This is a genomic window from Pontibacter diazotrophicus (genome assembly GCF_003367245.1).
GTDB classification, from domain to species: domain Bacteria; phylum Bacteroidota; class Bacteroidia; order Cytophagales; family Hymenobacteraceae; genus Pontibacter; species Pontibacter diazotrophicus.
Genome location: NZ_QRGR01000017.1, coordinates 77,590 through 92,221 on the forward strand (window position 1 = coordinate 77,590; position 14,632 = coordinate 92,221).

The window sequence follows — 14,632 nt, forward strand, 5'->3', positions numbered from 1 at the left end:
TATCAGAGGCAAAGCCTTCTGCTAAACATGCTGCGGATTACCTGAGAATACAAAATACCTTTTCCCTGGATTAGTGGCTATGGAAAATATTAGCAGGAGGGGAAGGGGTCAGAACATTACTTAGAGAGTGAATTTTTTGAGAATTTACTTTTAACTACTCAGGAAGATGACCTATATTTAAATTCAGTTTTGGTGTTGGTTTTATCAGGTATGGCCTTTCTTAAAATACAGTTTGCATTGCTTCGATGCATTATCGCATCCTTTTGCTGTTTGTTCCTGATTTCCTGTCAGGAAACAGGTAATGATATTCAGCTTGATGATTTATTTGAAGAAGAGGATAGCAGGCAGCAGGTGCTTATTCCGGCTTCGTTTACCCCAGATAGTGCCCGGCAGCTGGGTACTAAGGTTGATTCCATTTTCAAACATTTACATAAAAGAAAGGGATTTAACGGAACGGTGCTGGTTACAAAATACGACCAGGTAATTTACAAAGGTGCTTTTGGCTATGCCGATTTTCACCGTAAAGATACCCTGACCACGAAAACAGCCTTTCAGCTGGCTTCCGTTTCCAAACAGTTCACGGCCATGGCCATCATGATACTGAAAGAACAGGGCAAGCTCAGCTACGAGGATAGTGTACAGCAGTATATCCCGGACTTTCCCTACAAAGGCATTACCATACGGCAGCTGCTTACCCACCGGTCTGGCTTGCCTAACTATACCTACTTCAGCGATGAACTCTGGCCCGACCGCCGCGTGCCAATCACCAACGGGGATGTTCTGAACCTGATGGCGGTGCATCGGCCGCGAATCTTTTACAAACCCAATACTCACTTCGATTACAGTAACACAGGATACAGTTTGCTGGCTGCCATTGTAGATAAAGCTTCTGGTATGCCTTTCGCCACATTTTTGCAAGAGCAGATATTCGCTCCCCTGGAGATGAAGAACACTTTCACCTTTAGTAAAGATATGGCTGTTGTAACGGAAAGTGTGGCAACCGGCTACACCAGTGGCAGACGTAAAAGAACACCTGACTATTTAGATACTGTGCTGGGCGACAAAGGGCTGTACTCTACAGTAGAAGATTTGTATAAATGGGACCAGGCCCTGTACACGCAAAAGCTGGTGAAGAGAGAAACCCTGGAAGAGGCCTTTAGAGGCTCCCGCCCGGAAAAGAAAAAAGACGAAGATTACGGGTTTGGCTGGCGCATCCGCCAGCTAGAGAGCGGAGATACGGCTGTATACCATGGCGGCTTATGGCACGGCTTTAATACCTACCTGTTGCGAAACCCAAAGGACCACAGCGCCATTATTGTACTAAGCAACCTGACGAATGGCAGCTTAAATTATTTGAAAGACGTACGGCGGTTTTTGTACCCGGTACAGCCCGTTATTACAGCCTCTGATAACACGAAACATAGTAAAGCGGCCAGTGCCCAGCTGTAAAAAAAGAGCTCAAGCTATAGATAGAGTGCTAGCTGGCAATTTTAAAAATATTCCCGATGCAGAGCGGCTTCATTTTAAATTAGCCCTCGCCCTGATAGGTGTGGGACGAGGGCTAATGTTTGGCTTCTAAATTTCTTCCGGGTGCAGCACGACAAGTTATGATACTGCCTTGTTGCCATCTGCGGTTGCCTTCGCCGGTATATGAAAGGCCTCAACCTGTTGAACACTGTTTTGCCGCGGGGATGCATCGGTTAACGTATGGCTTAAGGTAAGGTATGCATCATCGAGTGTGGCAGCCTGGCCAAAAGATTTATCCAATTTCAGTAGCTTCAGCATTCTTTTTGTATTATTGTCTAAGCCATAAAGAAGAACTTGCACACCTTCATTTTTTAAATGGAGCAGGTAATTAATAAAGTCGCTGAGGCTTTTGTTTACGCGTATGATCTGCTTTATGTCAGAGCAGTCTATCCATAGGAGGCTTTTCTCCTGTGCTGGAGTATTTAGAATAATCTCATTGATAGCGGAGTCTGTGCTCTTATCCACTATACCCTGAACTATAATAAGGCTGTGCCCATCGTATTTCTTGTGAGTAATTTTCATTTTGGTACCTTTCAAAGGGTGAATGTCAACCCTTGCTGACATTTAAGTTTTTTATTGGTTATTGTGTTTGGCAAAGTAACTAAAATCAATCTTTTACAATGCGCGAAACAACACGGGTTTCGTGTAGGTGTTTATACTTAAATTCCTTTGTATGAGTAGGATGGATTGCTATTGGCCAAAACGGAAAGGGACAGACACGCAGCGCCTTTGCTTGCAGGCAAAGCAGAATAGAAGCCTGGTTTATATATCAATATAGAAGAGAGATAGAAAGTAGTCCCGTCCTGCCGTACAGGCTGCGCAGCACCAGGCTTGCCGGTTAAGCAGAAAACAAATTCAGTTATGATAAATGAATTAAGAACCAAATCCTCTCATTGATGCAAAGAATGAACATTGGATGAAAACAAGTGTTTGTTCCTAACAGATTAAGGGTTAATACGCTTTAGGTATAATAAATCAGCAGTACTTTTGTGTGATTAAAAGAAGATGTAGCTATAACTATGGACTTGCACAGATTCAACAGCCTCCCAATAGAGCGAAGAGCAGAACTGGTTTCGCAGTCTGGGCGGCTCCTGACCAGGGGGCGCCAGGGGTGTTACAGCAAGACATTGTACTATATGGGTAGTTTCTTTGCGGAAATGTGGTGTTCGCCGGCAAACAACCACATTGTTTCAGTTCGCGGCTTTACAAGCAACGACTGCCTCGAACCTTACCTGGATATGATCGACCTGCGGGACCTGAAGATATAGGAGCCTGGCAGTACTATTCTCGGTCAATCAACCTGATAAGGATTTATTTCTTTGGGGGGAAATTAGCTATGAAGGGCTTCACATGAACGAACCCTAAACCTCAGCCTTTGGGTAGTTGAACCCTCAAAGGAAAATTTTGGCAAGGGGAAGAACATTCCCTTGCCAAAGCTTGTTAGTATTTTACTCTCAGCACTTTTCCTTCAGCCAGATTTGAAACATAGGCTGTTCTTAGCCCGCTCAACTCCATATCAGAGGCAAAGCTAAGCCCGGAGCGTAAAACATTCGTATCGTCTTCTGACACCTTGATTATTTTTCCTGTGCCAGGTATCCAGCCTGTTTCTCCAAACTCACTGAATTGCAACACAAGCGGAAGTCCATCTATTCCCAGTTCTATATCCACCAGCGTTGTGAGCCCATCCTGGTAAACGGATAGTTGCCCATCTTTGTCAACTTCGTAAACTTTTGCTGCCCCTTCCAAAAAAGGAAAACCAGTAAGCGTGGTGACAAGAAAGCGGTCCTCATCAAACACAATGCCTGTGGGTACTGCATCAATATGTGGTGGACCTACAGGAGTAGGGTTTTCTATAGAAGGAAACTGAGCAAAAACACTAAGCTCAGCTGTTTGAGCATCGCGGCGGATAATAGCATTAGCTCCTGCATCGGCCATATAAAAATCACCTTCAGGCCCTTTTGTTAGTTTGTATAAGTTAGACTCAACAAAGCCCTCACCGAGTACAAAGCTCCCGATTTCCTGGTACTCCAGTTCGTTTGCCTGAATAGGGGCATCGCTAGGTACATAATTTGCCACCTGCGCCTTATAGAGCCTTCCTTCTGCGCCATGTAAAATCCATAGTGTCCCATTGTCATATAAAAGATGGTTTAAGCCAGATGGATTGCCTTCCGGGTCTATTACCGATACAAATCCTTCAATTACGGGGTATATCTGCCCGCTGGGAGTTATGACAGATACCTGGCCATCGTTCATGCCTGTTCCGGCTTCCGCGACCCAAAGTCTGTGGTATTTATCCAGCTCCAGCCCAACGGGAGAAGCCAATCCTGTTGCAAAGTCTTTTACTTCTGGCTTGGAGGGATCTACCTCGTCCAGGTAATCTTTGAGGTGCTCACAGGAACTAAAAACGAAAATCAGCGATAACGCTAGTAGGTGGGAGGTTAATTTTCTCATAGCTAATTAGTTAAAGGATTTTTGTTTCAACTAAACGCAGGAAAAAACAGGATGTTTTATTAATTTAGTATTATTTTTTAATCAAATAATTTAATTAATCATATTCAGCAAAATACGTGCCCTGAGCATGCCCGGTTCCATCAAAGAAGCTTTAAAATGGCTTGAACTAAATTCGGAGCCTGATTTGATTTTCTGCGACATTCATCTTTCAGATGGGAACAGCTTCGAGATATTCAGAAGAGTAGATGTAAAGTGTCCGGTTATTTTCACGACGGCTTATAACCAGTACGCTATCGAAGCTTTTAAAGTGAACAGTATAGATTACTTACTGAAGCCGATAATGGAGGAAGATGTAGCGAAAGCCCTTAAAAAGTATGAGGCATTGCAGAGGCACCACTTAAAACAAGGCTTTGGCAACCTGCAGGGCTTAATTCAAACCTCACAGGCACCGCAGCCTGCTGCCAGAACAAGATTTTCGGTAAAGCAGGGGCAAACAATCAGGACAGTGCCTACTGAGGAAGTCGCCTGTTTTCTGGCAGAAGAAGGAGTCACTTTTTTGATGACTTTTCCGGGGAAGCGGTTTATTGTTAACACTACACTGGATCAGCTGGAAGAGCAGCTTGATAAAGCTAAATTCTTCAGGGTGAACAGGCAATTTATTGTAGGTATAGAAGCAGTGCAGGAAGTACAGCGCTATTTTAAAGGGAGGCTGATATTAAAACTCAAACCTCCCCTTGAGATGGAACAAACGGTGAGCACCAACAGAACGGCTGCTTTTAAGCAATGGCTGGATCTTTAAATTGCCATCGCCTTCGTAGCTGCTTATTTATATTTTTTGCCGCTTCAGTAAAACTGCTGGTGTTCCAGCGGAAGGCAGTACTTGCTTCGTTATTTTAGGTGCTTTTTTCCTTCGTCCATACCACATAACAAATCCTGTAACGGGCAGGCTGGCACAAAGCAAACTGGCAAAGAAAGCCAGTATTTTTCCCGGTAAGCCCATGATAGCGCCTGTATGGATGTCATAGTTCAAGCGCATCAGTTTGTCTGCAGAGGAGGCATTATCAAACCTGTCCCAGATATTATCTCCCTGAATTTCCGCTAAGGTGTACTGGTCAAAATAAAGGTAATCAATCTCCCAGTAAGTGGAAGCATCGGGGTTTACTGCCACATGAATAGGGGAGAGTTCACTCTCAGGGAAGTGCATTTCAATTGATTCGGCTTCAGGGTAACGTACCTGCATCTTTCTCCAGAGCAGATCGACAGGGTTTGCCCCAGCCGACATAGCAGCTTGCGTATCGGTAGCCGCAAGCGCTGTGGTGTCGGAGGGAGGCTCGCTATAGACCAACGATTTTTCACCACCTGCTGTCTTGTAAACAGCCGCCTTAAACCACTCAAACCCCCAGGTTAAACCGGTTAGTGCTAGGATAAGGGCTATACCGCTGATATAAAACCCCAGCACATTGTGCAGGTCGTAGTTCTTTCTTCTCCAGCGGGCATTCCACTTAATGCTAAACCGTTGCCTGGCGCCATTTTTATTTCGTGGCCACCATAGAAACAGGCCACTAATCAGCATCACAACAAAAATAAGGGTGGTTGTGGCAATCACCGGCTGTCCAATCTCAGGCGGGAGCCACAGGTAGAAATGGCCATCCAGTACTATCCTGAAAAAGTCCTGGTACTCATCCTTCACTTTCAGCACTTCCCCCATATAGGGGTTCACATACACAAAATCGTAATAATTATCCTCAAAACTGAAGTAGATGGCCTTAGCCGACTGCTCCTTCCCCTGGTACATGATTCCGTGAATATGCTTTCCTGGTAATTGAGCATCGGTAATTTCGCGGATTCGGGAAGGGGGAAGAAATGCTTTGTTCTGAGCCTCTACATAGCGATAGGGCTGCGTAAGACTTTGTATCTCCTCCTGAAAAGCATAAATACAACCTGTGATAGCAATGATGAACACAATCAGGCCAGAAGTGACTCCGAGCCAGAGGTGCAGTTTGCCGATTATTTTTTTGAGGGGCATGCTATTCGAGTTTATGACTTTTCCCTCTTGCCTCATCATGGTATTCATGAACATTTGAAGCGTAAGATACAAAGTCGTTTTACTGTGTTCTTATTAAGACTAATTCTAAACAGCGCAAATAAAACAATAATGCAGAGTTAAAACAAGCTTATGCACAGGCTAAGCAAAATAATAATAGAGGATGTGCTGATTTTTCTCAGTAAAACTACCTCTTGGGTAAGAGCATATTTGCCGTTTATTTTTCATAAAAAAAGATGTTTAAACATAGTGGGAGCAGAGGGAGAAACTCAAGCTAGAAAAATAATTTTTATTTGGAACTATTCTAAATAGGTGCTAACATTGCATCATTATTTAAAATCATTCTAAATAATTACCAGGTGAAAGTCTTTATTCGCGTTCAGGTACTGCTCCTGTTTTTTCTTTTTCTTTTTTCGGCGGCTTACGGACAGAAAGCAACAGGAAAGCTGCAGGGCGTGGTGAGAGATTCTTTAGGAGCAGCCGTGCCCTTCAGCACTGTTTTTATCAAAGAAATTGCAAAAGGAGTTGCTGCCGATGAGAATGGCGGGTTTGTGCTTAACAACATTCCATCCGGCACATATAAAGTAAACTTCTTCTGCCAGGGCTATACCACTGTTGAACGTCAGCTTACCATTAAGCCGGATAGCCTTACCTATATAACTGTTCAACTACGGGAAAAGGCTATCCTGATAAAAGATGTTGTGATTACGGCTAAATCGGAGGTTGCTGAGGTAAAAGAGCTCCCGTTTGCAGTGGCTTCTATTGATGCCAAAAGCTTCCATAATTCCAGCAGCGACGTCAATACCATTCTGGACCAGACGGCGGGAATCAGAATCAGGGAAGAGGGCGGATTAGGTTCGGGCTTCGATTTGAACCTGAACGGCCTGTCCGGAAATCAGGTTAAGTTCTTCATAGACGGTGTTCCTATGGAGTTCTTTAGCCAATCGATGTCACTGAATAATTTTCCTGCGAATATTATTGACCGGATAGAGGTATACAAAGGAGTAGTGCCCATTAACTTAGGTTCTGATGCACTGGGTGGAGCCATCAATATTATCACCCGCCAATCGCATAAGAATTACGTAGACGCCTCTTATTCATTTGGCTCTTTTAACACCCACCGTGCATCCTTTAACAGCCAGATTATCAATCAGAAGACTGGCTTTATGGTAAAGTCCAGCGCTTTTTATAATCACTCAGATAACAACTACTGGACGAATGTCAGCCTGCACGACCCGAATACCGGGAAGTATAGTGAGCCGCAGGACGTAAGAAGATTTCACGATGCTTACAGCTCTAAAATGGTGCAGTTGCAAGCAGGCTGGCGGAACAAGAAACTGGCAGACGAACTTCTATTTGGTGTTACGGTGTCGGGTAACCGGGACGATGTGCAGCATGCCATCAGCCTTGACCGTGTGTTTGGTGCCGTTTATACCAAAAGCAGTTCAGTAATGCCCTCCCTGCAGTACCGCAAGTATGATTTCCTTACCAAGGGTTTAGCCGTAAAGGCTTTTGCCTCTTATGGCATGCATCAAAATGCAGTCTCTGATACCAGTTCCCGTCAGTACGACTGGCTAGGGAACTACACCATCAAAAACAATAAAGAAATAGGGGAGGCCAGCTGGCAAAAGTCACTTTTCAGTTTTGACGACAGAACGTATTTAGCCAGCGTGAGTGCAGATTATCAGCTGAGAGAGAATCACCAGCTTTCCTTTAATTACACTCAGAATTACCTGAACAGAACCGGGGAAGACCCGCTCAGGCGCACAAAGGGTCCTTTTGAAGACCCAAACATCCTGGACAAGAAAACTTTTGGATTGTCCCATACCCTCAAGTTGTTTGACCAAAAATGGGTAACCACAACATTTGGCAAGTTCTACCTCCTCGATGCAAGGGTTGCAAATGTTGACTATAACAACGTGGAAACTGAGGTTGCGTCTGATTTCCGCAAGCCCGGCTTTGGGTTAGCCAGCACCTATCATTTTTCAGATGCGTTTCAGGTAAAGAGTTCCTTTGAGAAGGCCTATCGCATACCGAGCGGTTATGAAATGTTCGGCGATGGGCTGCTGCTCCTCAACAACCCTTTCCTGCTTCCGGAACAAAGCTACAACGGAAATCTGGGCGTGCTGTTCAGTAAGAAGATTGATAAGCTGGCGGTGCAGGCGGAAAGCAACTTGTTTATCAGGGATTCTAAGAACATGATTAGGATAGAAGGAACAGGTATATTGAGCCAATTTGTCAATGTTTCAGATGCCCGGAGCTCCGGTATCGAAGGTGGTGTAAACCTGGATTATAACCAGTTTATCTCTTTGGGTCTCAATGCCACTTACCAAGATATCATCAACACAACACAATATGAAAAGGGGAGGGTAAGCCATGTATACCTCGACAGGATACCGAATATCCCTTACTTTTTTGCCAATGCACAGGCCGGAGTCCACTTTCGCAACACAGTCCTACAGCAAGATAGGTTGTCTTTGTTCTGGAGGGGACGGTTTATAGAAGATTATTTTCTTAAGTGGCCAAGCCTGGGTGACCCCAGCAATAAGCACGTTATCCCCTCCCAGTTTATACAGGATATAGAGGTGACCTACTCTGCTAAGAATGAGCGATACAATGTCTCTTTCAGTTCCCATAATATTTTAGATGCAAAAGCCTACGACCAATTCCGTCTGCAAAAGCCGGGCAGGTCTTTCTTCCTTAAAATCAGATATTTCTTAACAAACAATTCATAATACTTCACCATATCAGGAATGAAAAATTCACTTAAACTATCAGCCGCTTCTTTAGGGCTACTTCTCTGTATGACGGCCTGTGACTCGGAAGTTGAAACCGCAACTCCGCAATCCGGGACCAATTATATCATAGGCGTTCAGTCGCAAGGCTCAGAGAGCGACTTCTCGGATTATCTGCTGGCAGAGGATGACCTGATGAGCGGCGAAATTGACCCGACAGGAAGAGGCGTTGAGCAGACCGGCTGGCGCTATATGACCGCTGTAGGGAACACCTTTTTAAGTATTGGCTATTTTGACGATAACCAGACCATCGGGTATCAGCTGAATGAGCAGGGGGAACTTGTGGAGAAGGGAAGGTTCGTTTTCGAGACCACGCTTGACCTGTTCCAGGGAGTAACTGAAAATACCGCGCTTGCAGTTGAGGTGCCCCGCGCAGGTTTTGCTGACAGGGTTTTTCATAGAATTGATGTGGAGAATTTAGCGATACAGGCAAAGATTCCTTCCCGCATTTATGAGAACAGGGAAGATTCGCTTGTTGCCTGGCCAACATCGCTTGTTGTCAGAGACAACAAAGCCTTTGTTTCTTTTTATACCCTGCATGCCCGCGGCGACTTTAGCACGCCTTCTACAGACACTGCCTATGTAGCCGTATACTCTTATCCTGACATGACTTTTGAAAAGTACATGAAGGATACACGCCTTGGTCCGCTAGGAATCTATGGCAATGCAAACGGATTGATTAAGACAGAAAGCGGGGATATGTATGGCTACTCAGCCGCGTCTTACGCCAGTGGTTTTACTACGCAGCAGAAGAACAGCGGTATTATCCGCATTAAAGCAGGTCAGACAGAATTCGACGATACTTATTTCTTTGATTTTGAAGAAGCCACAGGCGGAAACAAACTTGCCTTCTTCCACTATATTGGCAATGGTAAAGCCATAGGAAGAATGATTGTGGATGATGCTGGATTATGGGGTGTTTACAACATAGAGAATCCCATCACAAAACTCGTTATTATCGATTTAGAAGGTAAAGCGGTTACAGAAGTGGCTAATATACCTTTACATGGCGGCCAGTACAGTACACCGGTGCTGGTTGACAATGGAAAAGTATATGTGAACGTTACCACTCCTACTGATGCCCACATTTATGAGATCGATCCGGTAACGGCCACTGGTACACAGGGTGCTCAGGTAAAAGCAATCGAAGCAAAAGCGATTTTCAAAGCGAATTAATATTTTCTGATTAACTCCTGGTTTTATTGAGGCCTCTGGCTGCGCGATGCATAACTATCGCAGCCAGAGGCCTTAATCTTTTTGTAATGCAGCTCTTGCTAGTATACTTCTTACCAATCAGCCTCATCTGGAATTTAGACAGTTTTAGATTTCAGGTCAGGAAATCCCACTAGGTGTTCACCTGTAGGAGCGCCTACTGCACAAGTGAGGCCGCAATTTGTCTCTTTATGCAGGCTGTGCAGGCATTTTTTTTTCTGCTGCATAGATGAGTTAAAGAAGATGTGAGACTATCTGCTCAGTGTCTTAACTGAGTAACGAAGCATAAATTACAAAGCATGTGTATGTTTCATGATAGAACCACACACATGCTTCGTGAAATTTCTTAGTTGTTCTTGTCGAAGCTACTTGCTTTACGACTGAAGGAGGGGTGTTATATGCCAGATTTCTCTTCCGTTGGCTTATAGCGGCAGGTCCCGGCAGTTTGGGATTTAATTCTACCATCAGAGAGCAACTCATCAATAATTTTGTCAGTGTACTCCTTACTGAAGCCTATACTCTGGCCTAGTTCCTCTTCATCAAGCTTGCCGTTATTCTGCTTTAATGCCCCGAGATAGCGCTCTTTATGGACATTGTTTTCTACTATAGGGTCATTTACTTTTGTTATCTCTTCTACTATCGCTTTAGTCTGTTTCATGTTGTTTCGGTTTAATGTCTTATACTTTCTTCTGTAACACCAGAGACTAAGGGGCAAAAGCTACCTCCTGGAGATTTGCCATAATTTCCTGTTTCTCAGTTCTTTTTATGCTCTGGTGTAAATACTTATTGTTCTACGCACAAGTACTTAGAATGATAAGTATTTGTGCGTTAAATTTTATTAACTTCAATATAATCTGTGTCAATTGGCCATTTCATAAGTTGAACAGATTATTCTCTGTTATAGATACAGATATAGGAGGCAGTGTGTTGGCTTGCACAGAAAATACTTGTTTTCTGTATGCGCTGAATTTAGGTACACCTCAAGGGAATTCAAGGCTTTGCTTAGAGGCGAAGGGAAGTGCAGCCGCAAAGCTTTTCGGCAGGTAAAATAATTCCATTTCCTTGCTGCTCTATTTTTAATACGCATGCTGCACATCAGTTTATTTCAATTGAAATGCTGTTCCGGAAGCTAAGAATAAGTTCTTACTTCAGGAATGGAATATTGAGGAACTTGCATTATATTTCAAGTCAATTTATCTCGATAAGTACCTAATCGCTTGTATGGCGGAAGAGCATAATAAATTAAAACAACTGGTTAATTCCATTCGTCCTTTGCCTGAAGAAGACTGGGAAGCCTTCTCTTCTGCCTGGGTGCTGTATAGTGCAAAAAGAAAGGAACCCCTCACAGTGGCGGGTGAAAAGGAACAGTACCTGTATTTTGTAGCTGACGGGGTGCAGCGGGTATATTATTTCGATGATGAAGGCCGTGAAGCGACGCTTGTCTTTACTTATGCTCCTTCGTTTGGGGGAGTGCTCGACTCTTTTATGCTGCAGCAGCCTGCGCGCTATTACTATGAAACCTTAACGCCTTCAGTTTTTCTAAGAGCTACATTCAACGAGCTGCAGCAGCTAATGCGCAAGGCCTGCCATTGAATCTATGATAAGGGAAGGAATAACCCACAGCCTGTCAGGTTTGCTGCAGCGCCTTGTCGAGCTGCAGTGCTATACCTCAGAAGAGCGATTCAGGAAGCTCCTGCAACGCAGCCCGCATATTCTGCAACTGGTACCGCATAGATACCTGGCCAATTACCTGGGCATCGATCCTACAAACTTCAGTAAGCTGCTCAACAAAGTGAGAATCTGAAATCTTGGTATTTACCAAGAATAATCCTTCCCGGACACCCCACCTTTGTAACGTTAACTTAAACTTAAAACGTTATGAAAGTACAACACATTCTATCCGTAGCCTCTAAAGGCTTCATTCTCTTATCGGCACTCAGCCTCCTGTCCGTGAGTGTCATGGCTTTTGCCGATCCGCAGTCAGTGATGGACCTGGTAAACGTGCAACTCGGTAACAATGATGCCGTCAGCTCGATCAGGGGCGTATATGGTGGAGTTGGGCTCACTCTATTTATGAGTCTGATTTACCTTATGCTGCGTGACACCCGAAAAGGCCTGGCTTTTCTGTGCCTGCTCTGGGGCTTTTATGCCCTGTCCCGTACCATCACCATTTTTTCAGAAGGAGCCCTCGGTGACTTCGGTAATCAGTGGCTGATAACTGAATCGATTTTGTTTGTGGTGGCTGTTGTACTAGTCATTGCCTCTAAAAAAAACTGTCTCCACTGATAAGGCAGGGTAAAAATAAGCACCCAGGCAAGAACCCCTGCTGGATATAGCTTTACTTAAAGCCTGTCAAGATACAGTTGCAACCTCTGCTGCTTGCTACCAAAAGCAAGTGTAAGCATGTCATTATTCAATAAAAGGAATCAATACAAAAATCATTTATAAACATTTAAATAAGTTTTAACCATGAAAAAAGCAGTTTTACCCGTGTTTGCTTTCTCCTTTGCTTTGTGTTTCACAAGCTGCGAAAAGAACGAAATTACCAAAGCGAACTATGCTTTAGATGAAAAGAACTCAGTTGTGGAATGGAAAGGGTACAGCCCTGACCTTTATCATGAAGGCTCCTTTTCTGTTACCAGCCAGAACATTGAAGTAGTGGACGGCAAAGTAAAGGGCGGCACTTTTACTATACCTATTGCGACTGTTCAGAACTTTGATCTCCCTGAAGAAGTAAAGCCAGTGTTGCTGGAGCACCTGAAAAGCCCGGATTTCTTTAACCTGGCGTTGCATCCAAATGCAACTTTCAAAATCATAAATGTACAGCCAATGGTTTCTCCTGTGAGGGTGCAGTTCAGGGTGCCAACTATACTATGACTGGTGATTTTACTATGTTAGGGCAGACGCATTCCATCACCTTCCCAGCCATCATCAATATAGATGGAAGAAAAATGACTCTTGAAGCTTCTCTTGAACTGGACAGAACAAAATGGGGAATGAACTACGCAGCGGATCCTGAACTGGGGGAGCACCACATTGTTCCAACGATTGATATTTACTTTGAACTTACAGCTCACCATTTATAGGGCAATTTGAAAAGCCGAAGGAAAATTGTAGAAGCCAAAAAGCCGCTCCATTTTACGTGGAGCGGTTTATTATTTGTAGTAGACCAAAGGAGAGAAATATAGCATCTTACTCACAGTTAACTTTAACTCTCTTTGTTAGTGTAGTGGCTTTCAGGTAAAGTATATTTACTTAGCTCCTATGAAATTTTGTCTACGATGTAGCGATATGTCAAAACAATTAATGTTGAGAATCAAGCTTAACTCACTGTTGTTTCTAATACTTTAGAAAAAGGTTGAATTACTGATATAGAGGTTCTCATCGTTCCAAGGGTGAATAAAGCGGTAATTTTGCTTCAGTTAAAACGATAGAGATATGGAAAATCCACGGCGATTTAAGACAATCGATGACTACAACACATTCTTATGACTTCAGTATTAAATTTTCGAACCATATCCACAGAGATTATGAGGCTATGGAAAAGTATCTGCAGGTGGGAGAGGGGCAATAAACACTTTCTTCTGCCATAGCAATTGATTGCCTGATTATCTTAACAGTAGTTAATAAGAGAAACGGCCTCTATTTCCTGGAATCGCAGGGTGAGGTATTGGTACTCTGCCGGGGAGCGGAATTTAGCAAGAGTGCTTTATTTACAGTTTGCAAAGACCGCTATTTTCCCCTTCAGTTACGTAAGTTTGCGGCACGGACAGAATCATCAACCAGGAAGCATGAACTGCCCCTTTTATCCTTCCTAGGATCATATAAATCAAATAGTAATGGAAGCAATATATATCACAAGAGCAACGAACAGAAACCTTGAACAACTGCAAAAAATAGGCAGAGTGACCTTTTCCGAAACGTTTTCAGCGGGAAACACCGATGAAAACATGACCAAGTACCTAGAAGAAGGCTTTTCAATAGAAAAGCTGGCGGCTGAACTTAGCAATGAAGGATCGGAATTCTATTTTGCGGTACTCGGCGATCAGGTAATCGGTTATATGAAGCTGAATGTAGGGCAGTCACAAACAGAGATACAGGACGAGAAAGCACTTGAAATTGAGCGGATTTATGTGCTGAAGGAATACCATGGTAAGAAAGTCGGTCAATTGCTTTATGAGAAGGCCATACAGATTGCAGCACAGAAAGGGGTCGACTATGCTTGGTTAGGCGTGTGGGAAGAAAACCCGAGAGCCATTAGTTTCTACAAGAAAAACGGCTTTGTGATATTCGACAAGCATATTTTCAAACTAGGCGATGACGAGCAGACGGATATCATGATGAAGATACAATTGAAAGAAAAAGGATAAAGGACTGCCGATAACATCAGATTGAAAAACAGGTAACTAATAGTACTAAGTTCAGCGTTGGTAATACTGTTTAACATCCTATGTTTGTTCTCAGTGACTTAGCTACTCTTTTTCCCCTTTTGTAGACGTTATCTGAAACATAAGAAATGAGTATATAAGCTTTAGACAAAAAGACTGGGTAGGGAATAAGATTCCTGCTTAACATGGGTTCTATAAGCCCGCGCTTTATGACA

At 43.6% G+C, this 14,632-nt stretch carries 15 protein-coding genes; 11 read left to right on the forward strand and 4 right to left on the reverse strand.

What is annotated here, in order from left to right; translation table 11 throughout:
- The first annotated feature begins 210 nt into the window (after positions 1-210).
- Positions 211-1,449 carry a serine hydrolase domain-containing protein gene (locus tag DXT99_RS15745; RefSeq protein WP_115566537.1) on the forward strand — a complete coding sequence of 413 codons (1,239 nt, stop codon included), beginning with the start codon at positions 211-213 and terminating at the stop codon, positions 1,447-1,449.
- Between the two features lie 156 nt (positions 1,450-1,605).
- Here the strand turns inward: DXT99_RS15745 and DXT99_RS15750 are convergent, their stop codons facing one another.
- The gene (locus DXT99_RS15750; RefSeq protein WP_147294236.1) at positions 1,606-2,049 is read right to left on the reverse strand and encodes an STAS domain-containing protein; all 444 of its coding nucleotides are present in this window, start codon (positions 2,047-2,049) and stop codon (positions 1,606-1,608) included.
- Positions 2,050-2,546: 497 nt separating this feature from the next.
- Between DXT99_RS15750 and DXT99_RS26845 the strand changes: the two genes are divergently transcribed.
- Positions 2,547-2,795: a hypothetical protein gene (locus DXT99_RS26845; protein WP_147294237.1), complete on the forward strand. Its 249-nt coding sequence runs from the start codon at positions 2,547-2,549 to the stop codon at positions 2,793-2,795.
- Positions 2,796-2,967: 172 nt separating this feature from the next.
- On the opposite strand, the gene DXT99_RS15755 is transcribed toward DXT99_RS26845, so the two are convergent.
- Positions 2,968-3,978, reverse strand: coding sequence for a ScyD/ScyE family protein (locus tag DXT99_RS15755; protein WP_115566539.1), 1,011 nt, complete (start codon positions 3,976-3,978; stop codon positions 2,968-2,970).
- A gap of 127 nt (positions 3,979-4,105) precedes the next feature.
- Here DXT99_RS15755 and DXT99_RS15760 point away from each other — a divergent pair, with 127 nt between their 5' ends.
- The gene (locus DXT99_RS15760; RefSeq protein WP_115566540.1) at positions 4,106-4,777 is read left to right on the forward strand and encodes a LytR/AlgR family response regulator transcription factor; all 672 of its coding nucleotides are present in this window, start codon (positions 4,106-4,108) and stop codon (positions 4,775-4,777) included.
- 27 nt (positions 4,778-4,804) lie between these two features.
- Here DXT99_RS15760 and DXT99_RS15765 read toward each other — a convergent pair whose 3' ends face one another.
- Complete coding sequence (locus DXT99_RS15765; RefSeq protein WP_115566553.1) at positions 4,805-6,004, reverse strand: PepSY-associated TM helix domain-containing protein; 1,200 nt, start codon at positions 6,002-6,004, stop codon at positions 4,805-4,807.
- Positions 6,005-6,381: 377 nt separating this feature from the next.
- On the opposite strand from DXT99_RS15765, the gene DXT99_RS15770 reads away from it, so the two are divergent.
- Together DXT99_RS15770 and DXT99_RS15775 are read left to right on the forward strand one after the other, a co-directional pair.
- Positions 6,382-8,757: a TonB-dependent receptor gene (locus tag DXT99_RS15770; protein ID WP_115566541.1), complete on the forward strand. Its 2,376-nt coding sequence runs from the start codon at positions 6,382-6,384 to the stop codon at positions 8,755-8,757.
- A gap of 18 nt (positions 8,758-8,775) precedes the next feature.
- On the forward strand, positions 8,776-9,993 hold the full coding sequence (locus tag DXT99_RS15775; RefSeq protein WP_115566542.1) for a DUF4374 domain-containing protein: 1,218 nt from the start codon (positions 8,776-8,778) through the stop codon (positions 9,991-9,993).
- Between the two features lie 430 nt (positions 9,994-10,423).
- Here DXT99_RS15775 and DXT99_RS15780 read toward each other — a convergent pair whose 3' ends face one another.
- Positions 10,424-10,687, reverse strand: coding sequence for a hypothetical protein (locus DXT99_RS15780; RefSeq protein WP_246000765.1), 264 nt, complete (start codon positions 10,685-10,687; stop codon positions 10,424-10,426).
- Between the two features lie 563 nt (positions 10,688-11,250).
- Between DXT99_RS15780 and DXT99_RS27885 the strand changes: the two genes are divergently transcribed.
- From DXT99_RS27885 to DXT99_RS15805, 6 genes are all read left to right on the forward strand, one after another.
- Entirely contained in the window at positions 11,251-11,622 is a 372-nt protein-coding gene (locus DXT99_RS27885; protein WP_317048147.1) for a Crp/Fnr family transcriptional regulator, read from the forward strand.
- Positions 11,623-11,626: 4 nt separating this feature from the next.
- Entirely contained in the window at positions 11,627-11,833 is a 207-nt protein-coding gene (locus DXT99_RS27890) for a cyclic nucleotide-binding domain-containing protein (RefSeq protein WP_317048148.1), read from the forward strand.
- A 74-nt stretch (positions 11,834-11,907) separates the two neighbouring features.
- Positions 11,908-12,315, forward strand: a complete 408-nt coding sequence (locus DXT99_RS15790; protein ID WP_115566543.1) for a DUF4345 domain-containing protein — start codon at positions 11,908-11,910, stop codon at positions 12,313-12,315.
- 183 nt (positions 12,316-12,498) lie between these two features.
- Positions 12,499-12,906 carry a YceI family protein gene (locus tag DXT99_RS15795; protein WP_115566544.1) on the forward strand — a complete coding sequence of 136 codons (408 nt, stop codon included), beginning with the start codon at positions 12,499-12,501 and terminating at the stop codon, positions 12,904-12,906.
- Positions 12,903-13,115, forward strand: coding sequence for a YceI family protein (locus DXT99_RS27730; RefSeq protein ID WP_115566545.1), 213 nt, complete (start codon positions 12,903-12,905; stop codon positions 13,113-13,115). Before DXT99_RS15795 ends, DXT99_RS27730 begins: the two co-directional genes overlap by 4 nt.
- Positions 13,116-13,868: 753 nt before the next feature.
- Positions 13,869-14,399: a GNAT family N-acetyltransferase gene (locus tag DXT99_RS15805; protein WP_115566546.1), complete on the forward strand. Its 531-nt coding sequence runs from the start codon at positions 13,869-13,871 to the stop codon at positions 14,397-14,399.
- Positions 14,400-14,632: the final 233 nt, after the last annotated feature.